25 protein-coding genes are annotated in these 26,531 nt (G+C 50.2%); 10 read left to right on the top strand and 15 right to left on the bottom strand.

Translation table 11 applies throughout. From position 1 onward, the window contains the following. Positions 1–14: 14 nt before the first annotated feature. The 7 genes from AACQ84_RS08820 to AACQ84_RS08790 form a co-directional block, all read right to left on the bottom strand. Positions 15–878 (bottom strand): shikimate dehydrogenase, encoded by an 864-nt coding sequence (locus AACQ84_RS08820; protein WP_012307342.1) that lies wholly within the window; start codon positions 876–878, stop codon positions 15–17. Positions 879–949: 71 nt separating this feature from the next. Then, positions 950–1,726 carry a DUF6816 family protein gene (locus AACQ84_RS08815; RefSeq protein ID WP_012307341.1) on the bottom strand — a complete coding sequence of 259 codons (777 nt, stop codon included), beginning with the start codon at positions 1,724–1,726 and terminating at the stop codon, positions 950–952. Positions 1,727–1,730: 4 nt separating this feature from the next. Next, the gene (gene ychF / locus AACQ84_RS08810; RefSeq protein ID WP_012307340.1) at positions 1,731–2,825 is read right to left on the bottom strand and encodes a redox-regulated ATPase YchF; all 1,095 of its coding nucleotides are present in this window, start codon (positions 2,823–2,825) and stop codon (positions 1,731–1,733) included. A gap of 38 nt (positions 2,826–2,863) precedes the next feature. Continuing rightward, positions 2,864–4,747 carry a WD40 repeat domain-containing serine/threonine-protein kinase gene (locus tag AACQ84_RS08805; protein ID WP_234991397.1) on the bottom strand — a complete coding sequence of 628 codons (1,884 nt, stop codon included), beginning with the start codon at positions 4,745–4,747 and terminating at the stop codon, positions 2,864–2,866. Positions 4,748–4,966: 219 nt separating this feature from the next. Then, positions 4,967–5,599: a hypothetical protein gene (locus AACQ84_RS08800; RefSeq protein ID WP_012307338.1), complete on the bottom strand. Its 633-nt coding sequence runs from the start codon at positions 5,597–5,599 to the stop codon at positions 4,967–4,969. Between the two features lie 2 nt (positions 5,600–5,601). Further along, a complete protein-coding gene (locus AACQ84_RS08795) occupies positions 5,602–5,985 on the bottom strand; it encodes a hypothetical protein (protein ID WP_012307337.1) in 384 nt (127 codons plus the stop codon). After that, positions 5,982–6,734 carry a hypothetical protein gene (locus AACQ84_RS08790; RefSeq protein WP_012307336.1) on the bottom strand — a complete coding sequence of 251 codons (753 nt, stop codon included), beginning with the start codon at positions 6,732–6,734 and terminating at the stop codon, positions 5,982–5,984. Before AACQ84_RS08790 ends, AACQ84_RS08795 begins: the two co-directional genes overlap by 4 nt. A gap of 154 nt (positions 6,735–6,888) precedes the next feature. Between AACQ84_RS08790 and AACQ84_RS08785 the strand changes: the two genes are divergently transcribed. Genes AACQ84_RS08785 through AACQ84_RS08770 form a run of 4 tightly spaced genes read left to right on the top strand, consistent with a single transcriptional unit; the run spans position 6,889 to position 12,345 of the window. After that, entirely contained in the window at positions 6,889–8,130 is a 1,242-nt protein-coding gene (locus tag AACQ84_RS08785) for an HlyD family secretion protein (protein ID WP_012307335.1), read from the top strand. A 2-nt stretch (positions 8,131–8,132) separates the two neighbouring features. Further along, the gene (locus tag AACQ84_RS08780; RefSeq protein ID WP_234991398.1) at positions 8,133–10,094 is read left to right on the top strand and encodes an ATP-binding cassette domain-containing protein; all 1,962 of its coding nucleotides are present in this window, start codon (positions 8,133–8,135) and stop codon (positions 10,092–10,094) included. Between the two features lie 3 nt (positions 10,095–10,097). Next, a complete protein-coding gene (locus AACQ84_RS08775; RefSeq protein ID WP_012307333.1) occupies positions 10,098–11,204 on the top strand; it encodes an ABC transporter permease in 1,107 nt (368 codons plus the stop codon). A 10-nt stretch (positions 11,205–11,214) separates the two neighbouring features. Next, on the top strand, positions 11,215–12,345 hold the full coding sequence (locus AACQ84_RS08770; RefSeq protein ID WP_012307332.1) for an ABC transporter permease: 1,131 nt from the start codon (positions 11,215–11,217) through the stop codon (positions 12,343–12,345). Here the strand turns inward: AACQ84_RS08770 and AACQ84_RS08765 are convergent. From AACQ84_RS08765 to AACQ84_RS08755, 3 genes are read right to left on the bottom strand one after another with little or no spacing between them, the layout of a single operon-like run. Continuing rightward, a complete protein-coding gene (locus AACQ84_RS08765) occupies positions 12,317–13,204 on the bottom strand; it encodes a tRNA (5-methylaminomethyl-2-thiouridine)(34)-methyltransferase MnmD (RefSeq protein ID WP_012307331.1) in 888 nt (295 codons plus the stop codon). The genes AACQ84_RS08770 and AACQ84_RS08765 overlap by 29 nt on opposite strands. 20 nt (positions 13,205–13,224) lie before the next feature. Further along, positions 13,225–14,313, bottom strand: a complete 1,089-nt coding sequence (mltG, locus tag AACQ84_RS08760) for an endolytic transglycosylase MltG (protein ID WP_083764453.1) — start codon at positions 14,311–14,313, stop codon at positions 13,225–13,227. Beyond that, complete coding sequence (locus tag AACQ84_RS08755) at positions 14,303–14,893, bottom strand: DUF3727 domain-containing protein (protein WP_041443524.1); 591 nt, start codon at positions 14,891–14,893, stop codon at positions 14,303–14,305. Before AACQ84_RS08755 ends, mltG begins: the two co-directional genes overlap by 11 nt. Positions 14,894–15,025: 132 nt before the next feature. On the opposite strand from AACQ84_RS08755, the gene AACQ84_RS08750 reads away from it, so the two are divergent. The 3 genes from AACQ84_RS08750 (at position 15,026) to metK (ending at position 17,842) form a co-directional block, all read left to right on the top strand. Beyond that, complete coding sequence (locus AACQ84_RS08750; protein ID WP_012307328.1) at positions 15,026–15,373, top strand: hypothetical protein; 348 nt, start codon at positions 15,026–15,028, stop codon at positions 15,371–15,373. An 89-nt stretch (positions 15,374–15,462) separates the two neighbouring features. Next, positions 15,463–16,455: a UDP-glucose 4-epimerase GalE gene (gene galE / locus AACQ84_RS08745; RefSeq protein ID WP_012307327.1), complete on the top strand. Its 993-nt coding sequence runs from the start codon at positions 15,463–15,465 to the stop codon at positions 16,453–16,455. Between the two features lie 133 nt (positions 16,456–16,588). Further along, complete coding sequence (metK, locus tag AACQ84_RS08740) at positions 16,589–17,842, top strand: methionine adenosyltransferase (RefSeq protein ID WP_012307326.1); 1,254 nt, start codon at positions 16,589–16,591, stop codon at positions 17,840–17,842. A gap of 38 nt (positions 17,843–17,880) precedes the next feature. On the opposite strand, the gene AACQ84_RS08735 is transcribed toward metK, so the two are convergent. Further along, positions 17,881–19,080: a YihY/virulence factor BrkB family protein gene (locus AACQ84_RS08735; protein ID WP_012307325.1), complete on the bottom strand. Its 1,200-nt coding sequence runs from the start codon at positions 19,078–19,080 to the stop codon at positions 17,881–17,883. A gap of 796 nt (positions 19,081–19,876) precedes the next feature. On the opposite strand from AACQ84_RS08735, the gene AACQ84_RS08730 reads away from it, so the two are divergent. Both AACQ84_RS08730 and AACQ84_RS08725 read left to right on the top strand, forming a co-directional pair. Further along, positions 19,877–20,296 (top strand): hypothetical protein, encoded by a 420-nt coding sequence (locus AACQ84_RS08730; protein WP_012307324.1) that lies wholly within the window; start codon positions 19,877–19,879, stop codon positions 20,294–20,296. A gap of 170 nt (positions 20,297–20,466) precedes the next feature. Then, the gene (locus tag AACQ84_RS08725) at positions 20,467–21,657 is read left to right on the top strand and encodes a hypothetical protein (RefSeq protein WP_041443521.1); all 1,191 of its coding nucleotides are present in this window, start codon (positions 20,467–20,469) and stop codon (positions 21,655–21,657) included. Between the two features lie 29 nt (positions 21,658–21,686). Here the strand turns inward: AACQ84_RS08725 and larC are convergent, their stop codons facing one another. Then, positions 21,687–22,931 (bottom strand): nickel pincer cofactor biosynthesis protein LarC, encoded by a 1,245-nt coding sequence (gene larC / locus AACQ84_RS08720; protein WP_012307322.1) that lies wholly within the window; start codon positions 22,929–22,931, stop codon positions 21,687–21,689. Positions 22,932–22,944: 13 nt separating this feature from the next. On the opposite strand from larC, the gene AACQ84_RS08715 reads away from it, so the two are divergent. Continuing rightward, positions 22,945–23,616: an L-threonylcarbamoyladenylate synthase gene (locus AACQ84_RS08715; protein WP_012307321.1), complete on the top strand. Its 672-nt coding sequence runs from the start codon at positions 22,945–22,947 to the stop codon at positions 23,614–23,616. Positions 23,617–23,750: 134 nt separating this feature from the next. Here AACQ84_RS08715 and phoU read toward each other — a convergent pair whose 3' ends face one another. From phoU to AACQ84_RS08700, 3 genes are all read right to left on the bottom strand, one after another. Further along, on the bottom strand, positions 23,751–24,419 hold the full coding sequence (gene phoU, locus AACQ84_RS08710; protein ID WP_012307320.1) for a phosphate signaling complex protein PhoU: 669 nt from the start codon (positions 24,417–24,419) through the stop codon (positions 23,751–23,753). Positions 24,420–24,596: 177 nt separating this feature from the next. Further along, on the bottom strand, positions 24,597–26,093 hold the full coding sequence (locus tag AACQ84_RS08705; protein WP_012307319.1) for a DEAD/DEAH box helicase: 1,497 nt from the start codon (positions 26,091–26,093) through the stop codon (positions 24,597–24,599). After that, complete coding sequence (locus AACQ84_RS08700; protein WP_315862037.1) at positions 26,077–26,370, bottom strand: hypothetical protein; 294 nt, start codon at positions 26,368–26,370, stop codon at positions 26,077–26,079. Before AACQ84_RS08700 ends, AACQ84_RS08705 begins: the two co-directional genes overlap by 17 nt. Positions 26,371–26,531: the final 161 nt, after the last annotated feature.

Here is a 26,531-nt window from a genome sequence, read left to right as displayed (position 1 = left end):
GTCCGACTCTAATTTTACCGAGCGAGATGATTAAGTAACGCTTGACGCATGGTATCGACAGGAACCGGTTGACCAAGCCATTTTTCTAAGGCGATCGCCCCTTGCTGTACCAACATTTCACTCCCGTCAATAATTGCTGCGCCCTGGGTCTGGGCTTGTTTAAGAAACTGGGTAGGAGAAGGCGTATAGATTAAATCGTAGGCGATCGCCCCTGGGGGAAGATTGGCCATCAACTCGTCACTGACTGGGGACGCATCGACCTTGGGAAACATCCCGATAGGTGTGGCATTGATCAGCAGTTGGGCCTGGGGAATCAAGCGTTGGCGATCGCCCCAAAGATGGGTTTGTACCTTGCCCGCTAGGGGCGTATTTTGCCAACTTTCGCTAAATTGCGCCAATTTTTCGGGATCACGCCCCAACACATGGATCTGCGGACAACCCAGTTGATGGCAACCGACCACCACTGCCCGGGCTGCACCGCCATTACCGAGAATCACCGGGGTCACGTTCGACCAGTCCCGTTCTAACGCCTGCAAAGGAGCCACAAAGCCCGCCACATCGGTATTTGTCCCCTGCCAGCCGGTTTCTGTGCGCCAAACGGTATTCACCGCGCCCACCAGTTCAGCCTCCGGGGCGATCGCCTCTAGGTGCGCCATAATCGCCTGTTTGTGGGGAATGGTGATGCTAAATCCTTGGAGATCAATCGCCCAAAATCCATCCAGGGCCGCTTTTAGAGCCGCCGCCGCCACCGGGAACGCGAGATAAACATAATCCACTCCCAGTTCGGCGATCGCCGCATTGTGCATGATCGGCGAGAAGGAATGTTTAACCGGATCCCCAATCACACCGAGGAGTTTTGTTGTGCCAAGAATTTTCATGATTCACCTTAATTTTTAAAAGATTAGCTTTGTATTAAAAATCGTTCTGAAACGTGTTTAAAATTCCTAATTTATTCAGAAATTTTCGTTAACTCTAAATGGTAATGGTAAAGGGCTACAGGTTTATTTTGGGCCTGGAAAAAGTCTGGATCACTGGGAGACAAATAAATCGCAGTTACTTGATTGGCTGTAACATGATCGGAGTCAAGCTGTTGATAATCCGTCGTTGTTTCAACGCGATTCAGGTAGATTTGCTCGCTACTTTGAAATTGCTGTTGGGTGAGTTCACTACTGAAAAACTGGTCGGGTTCAGGTTGAGCTTGGGCACGGCCTGTGACGGTAGAAATTAAGCGGCGATCGCCTTTTAAAATCGTTAACTGGCGGTTAGGATTCTGGGGATCGACTTCTACTTTTTGTACCGTTTTTTCGCCTAGGTAAGCCCTCGCAATTTCAGCACCATTAAACGCCCGGTCTGCCACAATCGCCGCCGCAGTCTGCCTCGGTAAAGATAAAGGTTTTACTAAAAAGTTCGTCTGGGGCTGAAACCGCACCCGAAACAGAAAAGGCTGACCAATTAATGTTTCGTTAGCGGCAAAGCCAGGTGTCACTAAATCCGGCGCGAGGGGAGCCACCTGGTCGATCAGGGTACTCGCGACCTGCCAGGTACCCGCAAACCAATCCGGATAAATTAGATCTTCTCCAGTTTGCACCGGATTCAAGCTTGGTAAATCCTGCCACTGGGGATAATGATCAAGGCGATCGCCTAGGGATTCGGCCCAAACCGGACTCCACCCCAAAAACCAAATCAATAAACCCAGAACAAGCACTTTTCCCCAAACCTTAACCATTGCCCTAGACATTAAACCGGAACAACATCACATCCCCTTCCTGGACTAAGTATTCTTTTCCTTCCGCACGCACTAGGCCCTTTTCCTTAGCCGCAGGCATTGCCCCACAATCCACCAAATCTTGATAGGCGACCGTTTCTGCCCGGATAAAGCCCCGTTCAAAGTCTGTGTGAATTACCCCGGCGGCCTGGGGTGCTTTCATGCCCACATGGATTGTCCAAGCGCGGGTTTCTTCAGGGCCAGTGGTGAAATAGGTTCGTAAACCTAACAGTTCATAGGTGGCACGAATCAGAGATTGCAACCCCCCTTCTTCTACGCCGAGAGATTCCAAGAAATCTTTCTTTTCAGCGGCGTCTAATTCCACTAATTCTGCTTCTACTTGGGCCGAAACCACGACCACCTGGGCATTTTCCTGCTGGGCTAACTCCCTGACCTGTTCTACCCAAGCATTACCGTCGGCAAGATCTTCCTCGGAAACGTTGGTCGCATAGATTACAGGCTTACGGGTCAGCAAACCAAGGGCTTTAATCGCCAGTTCTTCCTCTTCATCCAATTCCACTTCCCGGGCTGGACGAGCATCTTCGAGGACGGGCAAAATCTTTTCTAAAACGGCCACTTCCAACAGAGCTTCCTTAGCGCGACTCTTGGCTTGTTTGCGGGCGCGATCAAGACGTTTTTCCACCTGGGCCAAATCAGCGAGGATCAACTCTAGGCTAATCACTTCAATGTCGCGGATCGGATCAACGGAACCGGACACATGGATAATGTCATCGTCGTCGAAACAACGCACTACATGGACGATCGCATCCACTTCACGGATATTAGCGAGGAACTGATTGCCCAAACCTTCCCCTTGGCTCGCCCCTTTTACCAAGCCAGCGATATCGACAAATTCGATGCGGGTGGGGACAATTTTGGCGGATTTGGAAATGTCGGCGAGGACATCAAGACGCCCATCGGGAACCGCCACCACCCCCACATTGGGTTCGATGGTACAAAAAGGAAAGTTAGCCGCGTCTGCTTTGGCATTCTCACAGAGGGCATTGAAAAGGGTGGATTTTCCAACGTTGGGTAGTCCGACGATTCCGGCTCGTAGCATGGGGCTTTATGTTTTAAATTCTTGTTTTTGCTCGGTGGTCATTGTATCCCGAATCGCCAGAGTTTAATGGTTTTATCGGCGGCAGCGGTGGCAATAATCTGACTGTCTGGGGCAATGGCGATCGCCTTTATTTCGCTACTGTGGGCAGCTAATGTGACAAAGGGTTGTTCCTGACCGAGTTGCCAGAGGGAAAGGTTTCCTTGGCGATCGCCGCCAGCAAAAAAACGTTGACTAGGGGCGATCGCCAATTGGGTAAAGGGAATGACTGGCCGAAGAATTTTGGGTGTGTAATCAGAAGCGAGGGGCCAAATTTTGAGGGTCTGATCCGTGGCGATGCTGATTAAAAATTGACCATCGGCACTGACTTGAAAATCAAGAATGTCTCCCTGATGTTCCGGGAGAGTTTGAACAGACTGGCCTTGTTCATAGCAAGTTAAATGATTTCCCTGGGCGAGCCAGAGCTGATTATTTCCTTGGGATGCTCGGATCAGTTGAGCACCTGATGCGGTAAAAGTGTAGAGAATTTTTTGTGTCGTTAAATCCCAGACAACGATTTCCTGATCGGCCCCCAAAGTGGCTAATTGACCTGTTTTTTCCCAGCAAGCAAGCCCCTGAATCCAAGTCGATCTTTTCTGGAGACAAGCGGTCTGTTCTCCCTGTTGCCAATTCCAGAGACGAATGGTGTAGTCCCAACTGCCAGAAATGAGGCGATCGCCCCAAAAGGCCAACCCAGAAATAATTCCCCGGTGCCCCCGCAAACAACGAGACTCCCGGCGGCGATCTAAATCCCAGAGGCGAATCGTTTGATCCGCAGCAGCACTGGCAAGGAACTGACCATCTGGAGCAAACTGCAAAGCGGTGATATAGGCATGGTGACCCGTAAAGGTGCGAAAACAATACCATTGGGGCACGGGGCTGGGTTCAATTAGGGAAATAATTTGAGGCGGTTCGGGGGCAACTCGCGGTATCGGTTTTGGGGTAACTGGTCTGGCGGTTGGGAAAAGTTGATCGAGGATCGCCTGGGCAGACTGGGGGCGATCGCCAACGGCTTCAGCCAACATTTGATCCAGTAAGTGGCCCAGATTATTGCTAATCGGTGTGGTGAGATAATCCCGCCAGACCCAGCGATTTTCCCGCACACTGTAGAGATCAAAGGGATGAATTGAGGTGAGCAGTTCCAGGCAAATCACCCCCAGGCTGTAAAGATCGCTGCCAGGATAACTTTGACCCCGCAGTTGCTCTGGGGCAGTGTAAATCCCCGAACCGATTAGGGTGCCGGGTTCCGCGCTGGCCATTTTTGAGGTCACCTTCGCCGCCGTAAAATCGACGATCGCCCAATGCTGTGCTGGAGTAAACAGGAGATTATCGGGGTTTAGATCTCGATGAATTAGCCCATGATCATGAATGAGTTGTACCAAGGGGAGAATGTCTTGGAGAAACTCCCGTAATTTTGTCTCGGAGAATGGCCCCATAAGATCGAGCCGCTGCCGTAAACTTTCCCCAGCAATTTTTTCAAACACAAGGGTCGGTGGAATCGTGATTTGATGCCAATGTTCCGGTAAAAATAGCCCTAAAACTGTCGGAAATTCCGGGCGATCGCCTAACGTTTTTAACCGCGCCGCATTCTCCTGGAACGTTTCCACAAACTGCTGGGCCTGCACGCTCTGGGTCAGAAAAATCTGCTTCAGAATGCAATAACTCTCAGGAAAAGTGCCCCGGTCAATGCCCAAGAGAGTGCGTCCCTTAGTTCCTTGGTGCAAAACTTGCCGGACTATATAGCGATCGTCTAACACCAGGGGTTGACCACAGGCCATGCAAAATTTCCCCTGATCAGGGTTGCGGGGTTGGGAACAAGTGGGATTCAGGCAAAGAATCATCAGTGGCGATCGCACAGAAACCTTTCCATTGTGGCAGGAAGCCATCGTTCCGTTAAAACTTTCCCAGTAAACTAACGGGGATAGTCACCAGTAATTTCTAAAGTGAAAATTAATTCCCTATTTTTCCGGAGATTTTTGTAGATCGCTTAGGTGCAATCTACAAGGCGATCGCCAACAAAATAATCAGCACTGCCATTATCTTGCGGGATAATTTCAATGCTGCTGCCAAATTTTGCATCATTTGTACATCATCCTACAGTTGAGTCAATTTTGTTGTGAATTTGAAAAGGCGATCGCCGCCACCCAGATGTGGAGATAATCTGCGGCCCGTCGCCAGGATCCCTGGGATTGGGTCACAATTTCCGCCGCCTTTTCTGGGGAAAGAATTAAAGGGCAAGTCTGATCCGGGATGGTGGCCGCCGCAATTTTGAACGCAGCCCAGGCTTGCAAAGTGGGTATGTCGAGAGAGGGAAGCTGAATCGTTGTTGTTTTCAGCCCCGCAAGTTTCGCCCAAAAACTCACATCTACATGGCTGCCAACTACTACCGTCCCCCGTCGCATCCGCACCCGGAGCAGTCCCCCCAAAAATAACCCCAGGGGCAGGCGATCTACTTCGTCCCAATAGGCGATCGCCCCCGTTTTTAGCCATTGCCAGCGCTGGAGATAATTGGGCGGCACATAACAATAACTTCCCCCCGTTTGCGATCGCCAATGGTGCAGATGGGCCGTTTTCCCGAAACCCTTTTCCCCCAGGATTTGCACAAATTGATTTCCCCCTGGCAAGGGCGCTTCAGAATAACCGTGATCCAGCCAAAAAGTGACCGTCTGCGCCAGTTGTTCCGTGCCGATAAAGGGATTGTGCCGTAAACCGATGGCCTGGTAAGGATTTGTCGCCATGCCTAAGCCAATACCTGAAAAGGAGCTACCGCTGTATCTTTGTCGCTAAACAAGCCTGGAAACGTGATCCGCACTTCCACAGACCACATCAACCGAAATAAAAAGCCATCGTAGGAAATAGGCGCATCCAACGGAATCTCAAACGTAAAAGGATGGTTTCGTTCCATGAGATTCAGCACCATATTTGGGTCAAGGATTTGGGAACTGACCCTGTGGCGATCGCCTTTGCCTCGGCCTTCCGTTGACCACAGAATAGAAACCGTCGCTTTTTTCGGGCAACGTTCCGTATCTTCTGGCTGCCAGACAAAATCACCCGATAATCTCTCTCCCAAACTCACTGCATCACGGTCAAGATGTAGCGTAATGGGCGTTTTCAGCGTTGTCATGGTCTCCTCACCACCCTTAACTTAAAAAAAGATGTATCCCGCACAACCTGGGGCAAATGACAACGCACCTGAAGTTCCCAGCGCAGTTGATTGTGGGGCGGCGCGTAGATGCTCGGCTTGGCATCGGCGGGAATGGTCAGATCGATTGTGTATTCTAGTTGCTTGACTCCCCGACCAATGGCGCGCTCCAAGCAAGCCTGGGTTGAAAGCCCGTGGGTCACAGTTTCGAGGTCTGTGCCGCGATAATATTGCACCCATTCGTAATGCAGCCAGGTGGCAGATAAAAGGGCGGTTTGGGTTGTTTGCCCGTTACGCAAGGGACGACGATAGCGCACCCGATAGGTTTCCCCAGCATAGAGCGGATAGGTCGGTAAAATCAGTACCCCAGTTTTGATTCGATATTTTTGGTAGAGGAGTCGCCCAACCCAAATCAGTCCGCCCACACCAATGGCCACAAAGGGAATTAGGAACAGCAACATCAAGATATTGCCGACGGTTGGTGTTCTGAAGAGTTGTAACAGGGCGATCGCAAACATCGTAAAAGAAACCCCGCACCAAATCCCCAGCCACACCGTAATAAAAAGACCCGCACAGCCCATCGCGGCCCAGCTTCTCGATTGGGGAGATTCTGCTGAGAGGACATAACCTTCTGGGGTCGATTTTGGTTCCCAATATTGGGCGTAGGGGCAATACTCTTGCTTCGGGATTTTGAGATTGGCCATGGGCGATCGCCTTAAGTTGCCCACCATTTTCCCTGGAATTTTGCCGGGTGTCGCCAAAAATAGATAAACCTTATCAGCCGATGGCAATTTGTCGAAATACTACGTGCTGAGCCATCCCCCGGCGTATCCCTTCCATAATGAAAGGTAGTTAGATTAACGACGAAAATCTCCTAGAAATGTGATGACTGCCGCCACAACGACCCAAAACAAAGGCATTCCAAAATTTTTTAAAATTGCGCTGCCCATTGTGCTGGTGGGGGGATTGGGCGTTGGTCTTGTAAATTATTTCCTCCGTCCGGAACCCACCCAAGGCATCGAACTCAGTGGCAGAATCGAAGGCTATGAAACGAATATTAGCGCCAAGGTGGGCGGGAAAGTAGAGGCGATCGCCGTGCGGGAAGGAGATACGGTACAAAAGGGGCAAGTTATCGTCACCCTCGACAGTGCGGAATTGCAAGCATCCCTTGATGGCGCCCAGGCACGGATTAACGCTGCCCAGCAACAGGTGAACCAAGCCCAACTGCAAATTACCGTCATCGAAAACCAGATCACCGAAGCCCAACTCACCCAACGGCAAGCCCAGGACGACACCGCCGGACGGGTCAATGCTGCCCAAGCCAATGTTGCCGCCGCGAAAGCCCAACTCGCCCAAGCCCAAGCTCAGGTGAAACAACTTGAAGCTGAACTCGCCCTTGCCAAAGCCGATGGCGATCGCTTTCAAGAATTGTACGCATCCGGTGTGGTGTCTAAACAGCGTTTAGAACAGGCCCAAACCCAATATTTATCGACGAAGGAAAACCTCGATGCCCGCCGTGCCGTGGTGGCTGCCGCCGCTGAACAGGTTAAAACCGCCGAGGGAAATCTCACCCAAACCCAAGCCAGCCAATTTAACCCCGATATCCGTGCGGTGCAAGTGCAACGGCTCCAAACCCAACTTGTCCAAGCTCAAGCTCAACTTAGTGCCGCCCAAGCCCAAGTGCAAAATGCCCAAGCCAATTACAACGAAATTGCCGCGAAACTCCAGGATTTAGAATTGGTCAGTCCCATCGATGGGGTGGTGTTAACGCGCACCGCCGAACCGGGGGAAGTGGTGGCAACGGGAAAAACCCTGTTAACCCTAGTGAATTTGGGGGATGTGTATCTACGGGGCTTTATTCCTGAAAAAGAGGTGGGGGCGATTCAAATTGGGCAGGCGGCAGCGGTGTTTTTGGACTCTGCGCCGGAGGAACCTTTACGGGCAACGGTGGCGGCAATTGATACGGAGGCTTCCTTTACGCCGGAGAATATTTATTTTCGGGATGATCGGGTGACCCAGGTGTTCGGTTTGAAATTGCAGATTGAAAATGAAGCGGGTTTTGCGAAACCGGGAATGCCTGCAGATGCGACGATTTTGACGGATGAGACCCAAAATGTGCAGCGATAGTGATGATGACAGCGACGAGCAATCATTCAACTTTTAGCAACGGGTTACGCTACGGGGAAACGACGATTCAGGTGGCGGGACTGCGGAAAGACTATGGCGCGGTGCGGGCGGTGCGGGGCATTGATTTTTCGATGAAAGCGGGGGAAATTTTTGGGCTGATTGGGCCGGATGGGGCGGGAAAAACGAGCACGTTCCAGATTTTGGCGGGGGTGATGGGGGCCACGGCGGGAACGGTAGCCATGCTCGGTAAAACGCCGCAGGAGTCCCGCTTGGATGTGGGCTATTTAACGCAACAGTTTTCGCTGTATTTGGATCTGAGCATTCTGGAAAATTTGCGCTATGTGGCAGGCTTACGGAATGTGCCAGAGCGGATATTTGGCGATCGCCATCGGCATTTACTGAAATTGATGAACCTCGATCAGTTTCCAGAGCGGTTGGCGCGGCAGTTGTCGGGGGGGATGAAACAGAAGCTGGCGTTATGTTGTGCGTTGATTGCCCAGCCGAAAATTTTGTTGCTCGATGAGCCGACGACGGGGGTTGATCCGGTGTCGCGGCGGGAGTTTTGGGATTTGCTGGCGGGGATTGCGGCCCAGGGGGTGACGATTGTCACGGCAACGCCCTATCTGGATGAGGCGGAACGCTGTCATCGCCTCGCCCTGATCTATGACGGGGAAATTCAGCAGCTTGGCACACTGGGGGAATTGCAACGGAATTTAGGCTTGCAGCGCTTGGAATTGCGGGCGACTCCCCTAACCGCAGCGGAAAAATTGTTACGAAAAAATGCGCCGGAAACGGTGATCGATGTGCAATCCTTTGGCGATCGCCTCGACATTTTGACCCCCGATATTCATCAAGCCCAGCGGGACATCACCCAAACCCTAGCCCAAGAAAAGATCACTTTACACAGTTTAGAGGCGAATGAACCGACCCTCGAAAATGTCTTTGTGAATCATCTACGGCAGGCCGGCGCAGATCCGGTCTATAAAGCGTTTCCCTATTATCGACAACGAAAAAATTTAACCCCAGAAGCGCCTAAACTTGCCATTTCTGCCCAAAACCTCCAAAAAACCTTTGGGGAATTTCAGGCGGTGAAAAATGTCACCTTTGATGTCCGCTACGGCGAAATTTATGGACTCCTCGGCGCAAACGGGGCAGGCAAAACCACCACGATTAAAATGATCTGCGGTCTGTTACCCGCGACGGCAGGGATAATCCAGTTGGCAGGGGAAACGGAAAAACTCCACCGTGCAGAAGTGCGATCGCGTCTTGGGTACATGAGCCAAAAATTTACCCTGTACGATGACCTGAGCATTCAGCAAAATTTGGAATTTTATTGCGGCGTTTACGGCATTCCCCGAAAATTGCGGCGGGAAAAAATCGCCTGGGTTTTAGAAACCTGTGGCTTGCTCGGTCGGGAAAAAACCACAACGGGCAGCTTACCGGGGGGCTGGAAACAGCGGGTCGCCTTTGGGGCATCGGTGATGCACGAGCCAGACATTTTATTTCTCGATGAACCAACTTCGGGGGTGGATCCGGTGGCGCGGCGGCAGTTTTGGCGCTTGATCCGGGATTTTGCTGGGCAGGGAACGGCGATCCTCGTCACGACCCACTATCTAGAAGAAGCAGAGAATTGTAATCGTATGGCGTTTATGGTGGCGGGGGAGATCGTGGCGCAGGGTTCCCCCACGGAAATTAAGGCGGCACAACCAGGGCAATTGCTCGAACTTTGCACCGACCAAATTCAGCGCAGTTCGGATCTCCTCAAGGAAAAATTAGCCCATTGGCGGGTCTCGATTTTTGGCGATCGCCTCCACCTCGTTTTAGATAATCCTGCCCAAGACTTAAATTTTGTCCAGCAAACCTTACAGCAAGAAGGGATTGAAATTTACAGCCAGCGCACCATTCCCTTTACCCTCGAAGATTCCTTTATTGGCACAGTGCAACGGGCGGAGGATTCACACTAAACCATGAGCCTCAAACGGATTTTATCCCAAGCGAAAAAGGAACTGGCGCAATTTAGCCGCGATCGTCTGACCGTTGCCTTGGCGTTGGTGCTGCCCTTGGGGATGCTGTTAATTTATGGCTACGCGATCCGCTTAGAAACGAAAAATATTCCCCTCAGTATTCAGGATTCCGACAATTCGCCCCTGAGCCGCAGTTACGTGGAACGGCTTTTTGCCACCAATCAATTTATCCCCACGCCCCTCGCTGGAACCTCCCCGTTATCGTCGCTGGATCGGGGCACCGCCAAAGCAACCATCGTCATTCCCCCAACCTTTGCCGCAGATTTGGCAGCAGGTAACGCCAAGGTACAAGCTCTGATCGACGGCACCGATGTCAATAATGCGCGGGTGATTCAAAATAGCGTCCGGGCCGTGACCAACTTTTTTATCCAAACTCTGCCCAACGCCCAACGTCCCGGAGGCATTCAAGCGCGGGTGCGGATTTGGTTTAATCCCGGTCGCGAGGAAGCCCTGTACATTGTGCCGGGGATTTTTGGGGTCGTCTTTTGGGTATTTCCATCGATGCTGTCTGCCATTTCGGTGGTGCGAGAAAAAGAGCAGGGAACCGCAATTCAGGTTTACGCTTCCGATCTCAGTTCTACGGAATGGCTTTTGGGGAAAGGGTTGGCGTATTGGCTGGTGGCGATCGCCGAAGCCCTTGTGGTGATGGTCGTCTCGTTTTCACTCTTCCATATCCGCCTTCAAACTAGCCCTCTTCCTCTAATAGTGGGCACTGGAACCTATCTCGCGGCGGCAGTTTCCTTTGGCCTCTTTGTTGGGGCGCGGGGGGGCAATCAAAATGCCGCTGTCCAAGGCACGGCGATCCTCGGTTTTCTCACCTCATTTTTACTGTCTGGTTTTATTTATCGCCTCGAAAATATTCCCTTTCCGCTCTCTCTTATTGCTAGCATTATTCCTGCTCGCTACTACATTCTGCTCACCCGTGATGCCTTTGTGCGGGGGAGTGGCTGGGAGAGTATCTGGTATGTGCCGATCATTGTTAGCATCATGGGCTTAGTCCTCTTTAAAGCTGCTACAAAAACCATGGAAAAAATGCAGTTTTCGGAGTGAATTTGACACGATGAAAATCAATTTATTACAACGTTTTTTTGATGGTCGCTTCTGGGCTTTAGTCCTAAAAGAAATCCGGCAAATCCTTAAAAATCGTCAATCTATTTTTCTCCTTATTTTTCCGCCGACAATTCAATTATTAGTTTTTGGTTTAGCCCTCAGTCCCAATGTTGACCATCTCAGTTTAGGTTTGGTTGATTATGCTAACTCTGGCCAAAGTCGTGAATTTGTTTCGGCACTGGTTGAAAATGATATTTTTCAAATTGCTGCGACCCCAAAAAATGAAGCCCAATTGCAACAACAGGTGCGCAACGGCCAATTAATTGCCGGGTTGATTATTCCTCCAGACTTTGATCGGGACTTAAATCGGGGAAATTCTACCTTCGTGCAAGTTTTTATTGATGGAGTAGATGCCAATACCGCCGGGATTACCCGTGGCTACCTCCAGCAAATTATTAATGCTTATAATCGCCAACAAAATCCTCAATTTTCTACCTTGCCCATCGAAACCCAAAGTCGTTTTTTATATAATCCGGGTTTGATCAGTAGTTGGTTTTTCGTACCGGGGGTAATTGGGGTAGTGTTAACGTTAACGGGATCTTTGATTTCTTCGGTCACAGTGATCCGGGAAAAAGACGTGGGAACATTAGAGCAATTATTAATGACGCCTGCTTCGGGCTGGGAAATTTTGTTAGCAAAAATTGTGCCGCTATTTGTCTTATTAATGGGGGATGTTTTAATTGCGGCGGCGATGGGAAAATTTATTTTTAATTTACCTTTTCGGGGGAATTTTTTGATTTTTTATGGTCTTTCTGGATTGTATGTTTTTGTCAGTATTGGTTTAGGCATTTTACTCGCCACGTTATCCCGTACCCAACAACAGGTCGTCTTAACGTCGTTCTTTTTTAATGCGCCGATTATTCAGCTTTCTGGGGCGATCGCCCCGATTGAGAGTATGCCGACATTTTTCCAGATTCTCTCGTGGTTTGACCCGCTGCGCCATTATGTGGCGATCGCCCGGAGCTTAATTCTCAAAGGGGTGGCGATTGACTCCCTGTGGCCGAATATTTTCGCCCTGTGCGGTTTTGCGATTATTTTGTTGTCGGTGAGTGTCAGTCGCTTTCGGGCGCAGTTGAATTGAGGGCTGACCAGCGTTTTTTCCAGTGGCTCGTGGATTCTCGCTGGCTAGATTGTTGTTCCTCCCGTCGCCGTTGCAAAATTGTTGCTGCATCGTCTTGGAGGGTCGGATCGCGGTAGGCGATCGCCGCATTAGTGAGAAGATGTTCCTGCTCCTGTTGGGAAAGGGGCGTGAGTTCGTCGGGGATAAACCGGGCGAGGGTGCCAGGGGATTTACGGCCCACACCGGGGGTTTTGCCAAGTTGTAAACCTGCTGCCTGGAGCGCCACCCGCACCGCCGCCGCACAGGAATAGGTTGCCAAATAGCCGTCGGGGGCAAGGCATTGGGCGACTAAATCGAGAAATTCCACCGTCCAGAGCTGGGGACATTTTGGCGGTGAAAAGGGATCAAGAAAGATGGCATCGGCCTGAAAATTTGACTGAATCACCCGTTGGATAGTTTGTCGCGCGTCCCCCGTGAGCAATTGGGCTTTAAGCCGCCTTGTTTCAACTTGGAGATTTTCACTACTCAGCTCCCGGAGTAAGGAAACTACCATTTCAGGATAGGCCGCCAGGATATTTTGTTGAATGCTATCGAGGGCGATCGCCTGGTCTTTTTCTAGGGCAAATAAGGTCACTTGGCAGTGTGGATTAACGCGCCAAATTTCTGTGAGAGCCGTGGCGGTATTATGACCCAAGCCGTAGCAAACATCCAAAAGCCGGAGCTGTGGTCGTTGGGCAAGTTCAGCGATCCGACAGGGCAGGAGAAATTTTTCTTCGGCCTCCCGTTTGGCCCCCACCTGGGAGTGAAAATGCTCCTGAAACTCTTCCGAAAAAAAGGTGTAGGAACCGTCGGCGGTTAACTGGGGCACCAAGCTAGACATCGTCGCGATTGATTTTTTAACTATTCCGTCTCACCGTCGATGGTGGCGCGGATCCGTTGGGTGGCGGCTTCATGTTCTGCCAGGGTTTCACTGAAAACATGGGTACCGTCGTAGTTGGCCACGAAAAATAAAAAGTCCGTCGCTTCAGGATTGGAGGTGGCTCGAAAACTCGCTAACCCCGGTGAGGCGATCGCCCCTGGTGGCAAACCTTCATTGAGATAGGTGTTGTAGGGATTGGGGGTGCGTACCTGTTCAAGGGTCAGGGGCTGTTCCTTCGTTTGGCGAATGCCGAGGCCATATTCCACCGTCGGGTCTGTTTCCAGGCGCATGCCCTGTTCCAGACGATTGACAAATACCCCGGCAATCAACGGCCGCTCCTCAGGGATCACCGCTTCTTTTTCCACAATGCTCGCTAGGGTCACCCATTCTGTGAGGGACAAATCCAGGGGCACTATTTCGGCATCATAGAGGGGCAAGACCACCGCTTCAAACTGGCCCAACATCTGCTCAATGATCGCTGGGGGGCTGGGCTGGGCGGTATCGAGAAAATAGGTGTCGGGAAATAAAAAGCCTTCTAAGGAGGTTAAATCTGCTGGCAACCAGGGAAATTGCTCGCGGGGGATGGTCTGGGTCGCCGCAATAAACTCCGTGGCCGGAAAAAACCCCAAAGCTTCAAAACGGTTTGCCATCTGTTGGATCGTCCAACCTTCGGGGATCGTCACGCTCGTCTGCACCACGTCCCCCGACCAAATTTGCTGGGCGATCGCCGGGAGATCTTGGTTGGGCGGAAATTGATAGGTGCCCGCCTTGAGACTGCCGCCCCGATCCGTGAGCCTGAGCCACTTCACCCAGATCTGCCAGGCCTTGGGCGATTGGATTAAACCCAAAGCCGTTAAATCTTCGCCAATTTGGGCTGCGCCCGTACCGACCGGAATGTCGAGTTGTACCGCCTGGTCGGCATTTTCCCCAGGGGCGATCGCCCACCGCCACCAGGCCCAACTCTGCCAAAAGGCGATCGCCACTGTCAGGGCGAGGATCCCAGAAAACCAAGGAAAGCCCCGTTTTCGCTGTGCTAAGGGTTGCGTTTTGGGGGGCGCATTAGTCGGCATCTTGGAGCAGGAGCGTATCAACTAAACTCTGGATCATCGGATCCCCAGGTTCGAGGATCTCCATTTCTTCATCCTCGGTCACCTTCACAAAAATGGGAATCGGCTCTAGGGGCGTGTAGATGCTATACAGTTGGTCGAGGTGGTAGAAGCGTGCTAATTCCTGTAACTCTTCGGCCTCTAGCTCTTCGTCTTCAAAGTCATCATCTTCAATCTCTAAAGAGAGAATTTTATCCTCTTCCAGGGGGGGCAACTCACCACGGACGGTCATCACATGGGCTGTATCCTGGAGGATTAAATCATGTTCTGCCAGTACCGCCTTGGCATCGGGAAAAATTTCTGCAAGTTCCTCTGGATCTTCAACCAGTTCCGTTTCCGGTAAATCGCTCTCATCGGCTTCATCTTCGTCCCAAGCGAGGATCACCACTGGCTGGTCTACTGGCATCAAAAAATAGTATTCAGTGCCATCCTGGGTAATTTCATTCTCAACGTAACAATCTAGCGATCGCCCCATGGCATCGGTGAGGGTAACGATGTCCTGAGCATCAAGCTCCCGTCCGGAATCAAAAGAAGGCGAAGACATAGACAGTGGCTGGCAAAAAAGGAACAGAAATAATTTCTCTCAGAATATCACGCAGTGGGCCAAAGTTTTGATTTGTACAGGCCCCCTAAACTCCCACTATGATGTTTTCAATGCGCCCATTGTGATCTGCCCATGTCCAAAGCCCCAATTACTGTCCAATCCGAGGTTACAGCCCCCCTCACAAAAACCGTCCAGGAGCAAGAATTTGAAGAGAAACGCCTCCAGGATATGTTGCTGCTCATTGAAACCATGTTTTTGCGGGAAGAGACCACGGTCAAACTGGTTTTAGAATGCCTCTACGACATTGGCTCGGTGAATTTAATCAACAAAAAAGTCCGCCGCCGCCCCCTCAATCGCTTGGCGAAATACATTGCCCGATTTTCTAAGCCTATTTTTCGGATTTTGGCCTGGCGTTGGTTTATGAAAAATTGCCCGACTCTCCTGGTAAATTGGCTCCATGGGAAGGTGTCTAAATTCTAGTTTCTGAATTTGAGAAAGGATTTGATGCCGAACCAGTTAATTGCACGAATGTTCTAGCGGTCATTTAGAAGATAAACAGGGGGACAGCCATGGCAGACAAAACAGTTTTAGTCACGGGGGGAGCGGGTTACATTGGCTCCCAGGCGGTATTGAGTCTGCAACGGCGCGGTTATCGGGTCATTGTGCTAGATAACTTGGTCTATGGTCACCAAGATTTAGTGGCGTCGGTGCTCAAAGCGGAACTGATCGTTGGGGACACAGGCGATCGCCCTTTGTTAGATCAAATTTTTGCAGACCACAAAATCGATGCGGTGATGCACTTTGCCGCCTATGCCTATGTGGGGGAATCGGTCACGGCACCGGGCAAATATTACCGGAATAACGTGGTGGGTACGTTGACCCTCCTGGAGGCGATGGTTGCGGCCGGGGTAAAACAATTCGTCTTTTCTTCTACCTGTGCCACCTACGGCGAACCAAGCGAAATTCCCATCCCCGAAGCTCATCCCCAAAACCCGATTAACCCCTACGGCATGAGCAAGCTGATGGTGGAAAAAATGCTCTGGGATTTTGACCGGGCCTATGGGTTGCGGTCGGTGATGTTTCGTTATTTCAACGCAGCGGGAGCTGATCCCAATGGTCACCTAGGAGAAGACCACAACCCCGAAACCCACTTGATCCCCCTGGTACTCTTTGCAGCCCTTGGTAAACGAGACAGTATTTCCATTTTTGGCACCAATTATCCTACCCCCGACGGTACTTGCGTCCGGGATTATATCCATGTGAGTGACCTCGCCGACGCCCATGTTTTAGGTCTGGAATATTTACGGCAAGGCGGGGTAACTGAGGCCTTTAACCTCGGCAATGGCAATGGGTTTTCGGTAAAGGAGGTAATTGAGGCCGCCCGCAAAATTACCGCCAAAGAGATCAAGGCGATCGCCACCGACCGTCGCCCCGGTGATCCCCCCAGCCTTGTGGGGAGCAGTGAAAAAGCCCGTACAGTTCTGGGTTGGCAACCCCAATACGCCGACCTAGAAACTATTTTGCAACACGCTTGGCACTGGCACCAACAGCGTCATGGTTAACCTAGCAGTCAGGAAAATTGGCGATCGCCCAGCAGAAACTCCCGAATTCTGAAAGAGAAAGGAACTCAACCAGATAAAATAAAAAGCCACTACCCCGCTTGTCCACTTTCTAAACTCAAGAGGATATACAACATTGTCTCGTCGTTATCTCTTTACCTCCGAATCCGTCACCGAGGGACATCCCGATAAAATTTGTGACCAAATCTCCGATGCAATTTTAGATGCCGTACTTGCTGCTGATCCCAGTAGCCGTGTTGCTGCTGAGGTTGTGACCAATACCGGTTTGGTGCTGATTACGGGTGAACTAACAACCCAAGCGAATGTGAATTTTATCCAGGTGGCTCGCCAAAAAATCAAAGAAATTGGCTACACCAATGCCGATAATGGCTTTTCTGCCAATAGCTGCTCTGTGATGGTTGCCCTGGATGAACAATCCCCCGACATCGCCCAGGGGGTCACCAGCGCCCAGGAGCAACGGGACAAACTCAGTGACGACCAACTCGATGAAATTGGTGCCGGAGACCAGGGGTTAATGTTTGGCTATGCCTGCAACGAGACACCCGAATTCATGCCCCTCCCGATTAGTTTGGCCCATCGTTTGTCTCTGAAATTGAGCCAAGTGCGCAAAAGCGGTGAACTGCCTTACCTCGGCCCCGACGGTAAAACCCAAGTAACGGTGATCTACGAGGACGGCAAACCCGTGGGGATCGATACGATTTTGATTTCGACCCAACACACAGAGACCATTGGGGCACTCACAGACAATACGGAGATTCAGGCCAAGATCAAAGCGGATCTGTTGGAAAAAGTAATTAAACCTGTTTTTGTCGGGGCAACGGTGGGTTTAAGTGACAGTACGAAGTTCCTGGTAAATCCCACTGGCAAATTTGTCATTGGTGGCCCCCAGGGAGATTCTGGACTTACGGGCCGCAAGATTATTATCGATACCTACGGTGGCTATTCACGTCACGGGGGCGGTGCTTTCTCCGGCAAAGATCCCACTAAGGTAGATCGTAGTGCTTCCTATGCTTGCCGTTATGTGGCGAAAAATATTGTCGCAGCGGGCCTTGCGGAAAAATGTGAGGTGCAGGTGAGCTACGCGATTGGGGTGGCTCGTCCAGTGAGTGTGATGATCGAGACCTTTGGTACTTGCACTGTGGATGAGGATCGGTTGCTTGAAGTCGTGCAGAAACATTTTGAACTGCGTCCGGCGGGGATTATCCAAGCTTTCGATCTGCGCAATTTACCGAGCCAACGTAATGGGCGTTTTTATCAGGATATGGCCGCCTATGGACATTTTGGTCGGACAGATTTAGATCTTCCCTGGGAACGTTTGGACAAGGTAGATATTCTCAAACAGGAACTGGCCACGGCAACAGTTGCCTAGTTTTCTTGCGTACTGACGTCCTAAACCTAAAAAGCTAATTAAATTTCCCCTGGTGCTTCTTCTGGCAGTGGGGGATTTTTGTTGAGTTGGCGATCGCCGCGTTTGAGGGCATCTGCAAGCATGGCTTCGCCGACAACGACATTAAGCTGATCCCCTAGGAGCATCACCAGGGCGCTGAGTTGGAGCCAAAGCATCAGAATAATCGCCGTCCCCACAGCCCCATAGACACGGTTATATTGGCCAAAGTTGGCAACATAGAGGCGAAATAGAGAAGAGATAATCGCCCAGGAAACAGCTCCCAGAACGGCACCGGGCAAAATGGGCATCCCTTTAATCAGGCGACTAGAACCCATGCTGTAAATAAAAGCAAAGGCAATGGAAACGATCGCCAAGGCGACGGGCAGGCTCAAAAAACGCCAGAGAATGACCAACAGATTTGCCAGATCGTAGTTGATCTCCATATCGACAATCAGATTTTGGATAAAGAGAATCGAAAAACACAGGGCGAAAAAGGCAATGAGGGCGATCACTAAACCAAAGGACATCTGTTTGAGTTTGCGCAGGGGATGACGTCGATCAGGGGGACTCGTCAGAATGTTAATCACCATCGCAATAATGCCCGTCCCTAACCCCAACGCTAACGGGAAACTCAATAGCCGCCAGAGGGTGACCAGGACATTGACCCCCGTCGTATCTACAGGTAAGCGCACAATTAAATCGAGCCCGACTTTAATGACGCTATCGCCCACCAGCACCAGAAATGAGGCAAAAATCAAAAGGGCGATCGCCCCCAGGGTAATAAAAATCGACATCAACTTTGCTTTCCAGAAAGGACGCCGTTGTTCCGGGGGGATTTCGTGGATTTGATCGAGGGCATTCATTGCCGCACTCAGCGCTCCGGACGAGACCCAGATCGTCGCGACAAAACTCACCGAAAATAAACTTTTACTGGGAGTTTTGCTAATTTCTGCCGCGAACTCTCGCAGGAGCGTCCATACCGACACCGGCATCACATCTTCGTAATAGCTCGCCAACTGTAGAATGGTTTGGTTATCGAGGGTGGCCGTGAATAAGCCTAGGGCCGTCAACGCCATAATGATCGTCGGGAACAAGGACAGCATGACGTTAAAGGCAATCTCCGCCGAAAGCCCCAACAGTCGCCGTCGTAACGCCTGGCGGATCGTCCAATACAGCGTTCGGTGATTAAGAAATAAAAAAAATCGCAAAAAACGTTTCATCGCCTGACCGATCGGGGCAACATATTTTTTGGGGCGTGTTTATGCAGCTGCATTTGCTGAAACATTTTGAGATTCCAAGAAGTACAGTACCACTACCTATTAGTTTATCGGTCAAAACTCCCTTGGCGATCGCCTCGCTTCTCCCCCCAAAGTACAAAGCCACGTCAGGCCGCTGTCGCACTACCCAAAAATTATCTGGTCAGCTGACGGGATTATCAAGTACATCTTTATGACGAAAATCACGCCCAAAGTTTACCAATGGTGCGATATTTGATAGATTGCTGCCGAAAAAAATCTTTTTCAATCTTAATAAAAAGTAGTGGGAAAATACCAATAAAAAAATATAGAAATACGACCCAGAACTTTTTATTTTTCTCTGGGTTATAAATCCTTCAAAAGAGTCAAATGATCCCCGAATATGGGGAATCACCCCTCAACCCCATCGGGTCAAGCCTTACTTTCTAAAGTGATTTTTCTGGTTAATGGCTTAAATCCTCTGTTTTTAAGGACAATTCTCTTATTGAATAATTTTTAAATCGGTTAAAAATAAAATAAAGAAAAAATTAAATTTTTTAAGCCATTGGTTATTACTTTTTATAAAAACAAGCCATTGTTGCAGGGAAAAATAGCGACAATATTATTAGCCTTACATTACCTTTTTGATGGTGGAGGTAACTGAGATGTTACACCCTACAATGCACCGATCCCTAAGTCTGTTGCTAGTCCCCTCGGTTTAGTCCTGGCCACAGCCCTAGGCCCCCAGAAAAATCTCAATGCCCAATCCTGCAACGTCTATATGGGTCAAGCGGTGACTGGCGCGAGTATCAATGTGGATCGTTGTTCCATCCGGCGGGCTAGTGAACGTAGTGTTAACTTCACTTACTACCTCGGCCAAATGAAAATTAATGCCCAGGCCCATTGTTGGGATAACACCTGGACGAGCTTCCATGATGGTGTGACCCATAGTCCCAGATCCACGGCCACCCAAAATATGCTGAACTTTGTCTGTGATGGTAATCCTGGTAATACGGGCGCAAATGATACTGCTTTTGTCTTTGCTCCCCCCTCGAATGTCCGCACTTACCCCAATGGGCCAATTTTGTGCACCGTGCGATCGCGCCAAACCATCAACCTCTATGGCAACCAAGGAAATTGGTTCTATACCGATGTCTGCGGCGGCATGGGGATGATTCACTCTAGCCAAATTCGCTTCTAGGAACGGAGGGCAAGACTCAATGTTGAGGCCCAAGATTGGGCAAGGGGTGGGGAATTTTTGGTCTTAGGTTGACGCCTCGCTCAATGGAAAAATTATTTCGGTAATTTTTCGGCGGTTTCGTAAAAGATCAACAACGCAATGTAACAAACCCCAGGGGAGAGATACACTACATGGTAGCGCTGGGGTTATTTGATCAAATCAGTGAGGAAAGCATGCCCATCGATAACGCACCACAATTAGAGCGTCTACTCTCTTTAGTCAAGGAAGGTCAGCTTACCCAGGAGGAGTTTGGTGTACTCCAGGCTCACTTTGACCTCAAAATAACTCCCCCCCCTCAAGGTACGACGAATCAGACGACTGCGGCCCCAGAGTCCCCATCGACGGAAGAAAAAACCGCCGATTCTTTTTGGAAGAAGCCGATTTTTGGCAACAAGAGCTTGGTGGAGAAGGTCACAAACTATTTTGCGAAGCCTCCGGTTCCCCCTTATTCTCTTGATCGCTATGGGCAGCTTTGGAAGCAACTTGAAACGAAGGCGATCACTCTCCAGGGCTTAGAAAATCGAAAATTCGGCAATCAGGAGTTCCTTGATTTCTTTCGGATTCGGATTTTAATCGATCTGAACATGGGCACCTTTAAAAATCTCAAGAATACGATTGATTTGTTTGAGGTGATGTTATTTTCCCTTGAAAGTTTTGTCTTGATTAACGAAACGGAATTTCTGTATCGCAGCCCGACTCAGCTTAAGGTCTATGAGGCGATCGCCGATATCTTAGACAACCACACCGACACCACCGAGATTGTCCTTGAAATGAAAGCGAAAGTCACCCCTTTCCTCAAGGAATTTAAAACCGATGAGGGATTGCGAGTTACCAAAAACTATATTTTGGCGATTAAAGAGGTCAGTCGCTATAAAAGTGGCGTGAAGTTGCTGAACATTTTGAGAAACCTGAAATCCCGCTATTCTCTGCTGTTATCAACCTTTAAACTAGCTCAGGAAGTATTGACACAGCCGATTGGCACCGATCTAGAGGTTTTGGAGCAGCGGGTTTCGGAGATCGAAGAAACGGTTTACACGCTGTGTTCGGCGATGGGGATGCCGAGGAACCAAAATAACCTTTTGGGCCATGTGAAAGTGTTTCACTTTCTCGCACTGAACTACCGCAATAAAAACGCAGGGGCTGAGTTTAAGGCTCTCCTGGGGGATCTCAGAAAGTGGGAGCAGATTGCTGGGGAGTTACAGAGCATTAAAGATACCTATCCTCCCAATGATTATGATGTGCCGGATGTTTTTAAGCAGGATTTCCCCGGTTTACCCCTCTATCAGAAATACCAGCGTTTTTTGAATATTCGTAAGGCATAGGGGACGACGGTGCTGGATTTTTTGAGGGGTCAAGACTCGGCATCCCTGGGGAATTGGCAAAGGGCTTGTTGGGCGATCGCCTGCCAGGATTGTCCAGTTTGTTGGGCGATCGCCTTAACGTCTTCGTATTCCGGTTGGACGTTGTAGATTTTGTCGCCCCGGTAGCCGATTTTCAGTTGAATCTCTCCAGCAGGGGTGGCAACGGTTTCAAAGCGCCGCTGGAGAATTGACCGGGTTTGGGTGTGGCGACGGATGCCGAGGGTGCTGGTTTCGGTGAATAGAATTTCTTCGCAAATCTCGACCAATGCCACGGGACAAATCACCGTTAGGAGAGTACCCAAGCGATTTTTTTTCATCGTGATCCCCTGGGTGAAAACGTCTAACGCCCCGGCCGCTTGTAATTTTTCGCAGGCATAGGCGATCGCCTGGGGATTGAGATCATCAATTTGGGTTTCGAGGGTAACTATGGTTTCCAAGTGGGGCGTTTCTGGCTGGTGGCCGATCCAGAGCCGCAATAAATTCGGCAAGGGTAAATCAATGGTGCCGGAACCTAGGGCAATTTTTGCGAGGGTCATGGCGGGTGGCTGACAAAAGTCCGTTGCTAAAGTGGTGGCGATCGCCGCGCCAGTGGGAGTAACTAATTCTTTTTCGATGCCATTGCTATAAACCGGAACCTGGCGTTGTTGCCAGAGTTGGAGCACCGCTGGTACCGGGACAGGCAAAATTCCGTGGGCTGCTTTCACCGTGCCGCCACCAGTGGGCATCGGCGCACAATATAATTCATCAATTTCTAACCAATCTAGTCCTAAACAAGTCCCCACAATATCTACCAGGGCATCGGTCGCACCAACTTCGTGGAAATGTACTTGCTCTGGGGTTGTACCGTGAACCGTTGCTTCGGCGATCGCCAAATTCTGAAAAATTGCCAAACTCCAACGTTCGACCCGCTCTGGTAAACCTGCCCCTTTAATCATGGCCTGAATTTCTGGCAGATGGCGGTGGGGTGCATGGTCAGCATGATGGTGATGAGTCTGATCCTGGGAATGATCATGGTCATGGTGAGTTGCTTTAGTTTTGAGATCCACAAAGACCTTTGTCGCCCGCTGTCCTTGACGAATCACCGTTTCCGCCCGAAGATCGTATTCAGCGGCGATTCCCAAGCGATTTAGCTGATTTTTGAGATATTCCAGCGGTACGCCCCCATCTATCAATGCACCGAGACACATATCTCCTGCAATCCCCGTCGGGCATTCGAGATAGGCAATTTTTTTCATAGCGGCAAAAACAATGGCTAATTATTATTCACTCCACCCGAAAAATCCCCAACAACGGGATTTAGAGGCGATCGCCCAACAACTCCGGGCTGGGGCCGTGATGTTATATCCAACAGATACAGTGTACGCCATTGGTTGTGATCTCACCGCAAAGCAAGCCGTGCAAAAAGTGCGCCAACTCAAGCGCCTCGCCAACGATAAACCCCTCACTTTCCTCTGCTCATCCCTGTCGAATATTTCTGAATATGCCCTCGTCAGTGACGAAGCTTACCGGATTATGAAACGGGCAATTCCTGGCCCCTATACCTTCTTACTTCCCGCCACAAAACAGGTGCCGAAGCTGGTGATGAGCCCCAAACGCCGCAGCACCGGGATTCGTGTCCCTGACCATGCGATCTGTCAGGGTTTACTCCAGGCCCTTGGCAATCCGATTATTTCCACCTCGGCCCACTTGCCCGACGAAGATGGTGAACCTTTTACCCTTGGCCTTGAAAAAGCGCGCCTCTTTGATGCCCTAGAGCCCCTTGTGGATATCATCATCGACAGTGACAGCGAGCCCGGCACCAAAACTTCAACGATTCTCGACTTTTGCGATCGCCAACCGACCCTCATCCGTAAAGGCCTCGGCTGGGATGCCCTCGAAGGCTGGCTTGACGTGGTCGACCTCTCCGACGCCACACAATAAACCCACTATCCTTCCTTGGGGAAGGTGGCCGCTAGGCCGGAAGGGGTTCTGCCTTGGGGAAGGTGGCCAATCTTCTCCCCTCAAGGGGAGCTAGAGGGGTGTGGATGTTTCTCAAAAAGGGAGCTAGAGGGGTGTTAGCCCCGTTGTCCGGTGATGATATAAGAAACCCGCTGGGCAATATTGGTCGCGTGGTCAGCCATGCGTTCTAGATCCCGAATAATCAACGCCATTAAAATAAATGGTTCTATGACCCCAGGCTGATTTTGCTGCTGGGCTAAGGCCGCATAAATGCGGTCATAATCATCATCGACCCGGTCATCCAATTTTTTCACATAGGCACCTGCATTGGGATCTAGATCCGCTAGGGCCACCAAGCTTGTGGACAACATTAACTGGGCATGTTCTGACATCCCTTCAATATCCGCCATTAGAATGTGGGTCGGATAGGGGACTAAACGCATGGACTTTTCCGCCAAATCCTCAGCATAATCAGCGATCCGCTCTAAATCTCGCACCAACTGCATAAACGCACTCACAAACCGGCAATCTTGACTCACTGGGGCCTTCAAGGTGAGCATTGCCGAGCAATCAGCTTCAATCTGGCGATAGTAGCGGTCAATCTCTTTATCTAAGGCCCGGAGCGTTTCATAAGCCTCTAAATCTTCTTTAAACAGACAGTTATGACCCAAACGAAAGGCTTGCTCGACCAGCGCCCCCATCCGCAAAACTTCTTGTTCTAAACGTTGTAAAGAACGTTCAAATTGCGTTCGTTCTCTTTGAGGCGACTGATGAAATAATTGCATAGATTTTAAATTGCGTTTCTTTATATCGTTTTTTATAGAGACTATTCTTACATTATAATTCCAAAGTTTAAAAAAGATTAAGTTATAGTTTGGTTAACGGTTTTTTCGAGGGGTTTTCTTCGTAAAAAGGGATGCTTTATAGGCAGAATCAAAGCATATTTTAGCTATCGAGAAGCTTCAAATGGGTGGGTCTTTGGGCTGTTCAGATTTCTCTGGGAAGTTTGCTTTATAAGGGCTTTGGGCTTCTGCAACCCGTGGTAAATTACTGTTTGAATTTATAGAGGTAAGCGGTTGCTTTGTTGGGTTAAGGGGAGAACGTCGCCGTTGGGAAAGTTGCTCTTCGTTTGTATTTTCTGCTACCAATTCATACAAAAGAGCCAATTTTGTCGCTGATTTACCTTTGCGTAAAATTCGCCCTAAACGTTGTACATATTCCCGACTCGAACCGCTGCCGGAGAGAATAATTGCCACTCTAGCATTGGGAACATCAACCCCCTCATTTAAAACATGGGAAGTCACCAGGATATGGTATGTTTCGCGACGAAATTTTTCGAGGATTTCATGGCGTTCTTTGACTGGGGTCTGGTGGGTAATGGCGGGAATTAAAAAGTCCTGGGAGATGCGATAAACGGTGGCGTTGTCGTTGGTAAAAATAAGGATTTTTTCGGGGTAGTGACGTTGGATTAACTGGGCAAGGGTGCGGAGTTTTCCAGCAGTGCCAGCGGCAATATCTTTGGCCTGACGGTGGGCCAACATGGCGCGGCGACCCGCAGCGGAACGACAACTGATGGCGACAAAATTTTGCCAACCTTCGAGAGAACCCAAATAAATATTGTTGTCCCGGAGAAATTGATTGCGGGTGGCGATGAGTTGTTGATATTGGTCGGCCTCGGTGATGGTTAGAGGAATTTTGAGTTGAATAATTTGGTGCTCGGCTAGGGCTTTCCCGGAAAGGGAACTGGGGGTACGGTCATATACGACAGGCCCAATGAGGTGTTTTAGATCCTGCTCACGGCCATCGCTCCGGTCGGGGGTGGCGGTTAAACCGAGACGATAGGGGGCAATGGAATATTCGGCGATCGCCCGGAAAAAGTCACTGGGTAAATGGTGACATTCATCGAAAATAATCAGGGCATATTGGTTTCCGAGGGTTTCTGCGTGGATCGCGGCGCTGTGGTAGGTGGCAATCAAGATAGGGGTGCGATCGCGGGAACCACCCCCCAACAGACCCACATCAATGTTCGGAAAAGCGGTGCTGAGCTGGGCATACCATTGGTGCATCAAATCGAGTGTAGGCACCACCACCAAGGTTGTGCGGGGGGTACTGGCCATGGCCAGTTGGGCGAGGTAGGTTTTTCCGGCGGCGGTGGGTAAGACCACAACTCCTTGGCGATCGCCTTTTTTCCAGGCTAACAAGGCTTCCCGTTGGTGGGGATAGGGTTCGAGGGGAAAGGCCGGATCAAAATCTAGGGGTGAAAATTGTTGGGCCGCATCGATAAAATCTACCCCTTCGTTTCGTAACCGTTCCACGAGGGGGCGATAATCCTGGGCTGAGAGCCTAAATTTTTCAATGCGATCATCCCAAGTGACGAAATCTAGCCAAGTTTTACCCTGGGGTGGGGGATGGAGGATCAGGGTGCCCCGGTCATAGGTGAGTTTAGGTCGTCGTCTCATCACCGATAATGCGGTCGAGTTGCCAAAGGATCTGATTACCTTCTCGTTTGACCCGGGAGACAATCCAATTGCGCCAAGTCCATTCATGGCCCCGACTGGTGACGGCACTGGCATTCACATCCATTAGATCTGCCAACTCAGAACTACTAATAAAATAACCATTTTCCGCAATTTCATCGGCAATACGGAGACTTTCGATGAGGTCTGTTAAGCGCTTAACTCGTTCATGGTAGGGCAGGGTAATGTCTTCAGGGGCAAGGCTGGTGAGATCTGTCATGGGCTCTTGGGGGGATGGATTCGGCGTTACAACGTTAGATTTTGGGTAATCTATTGTCAATTGTGGCGGGCTGTTGGTGCTCGTACCTCTAGATTTTGGTAGATCTTTGGTTGCATTGGGGCTGCGTAGGTTAGGAGCTTGACCCCGGGCAAAGCCATTGG

This window comes from Picosynechococcus sp. PCC 7002, from assembly GCF_963860125.1.
Classification (GTDB): domain Bacteria; phylum Cyanobacteriota; class Cyanobacteriia; order Cyanobacteriales; family MRBY01; genus MRBY01.
This window is presented reverse-complemented; position numbering and strand designations above follow the sequence as displayed.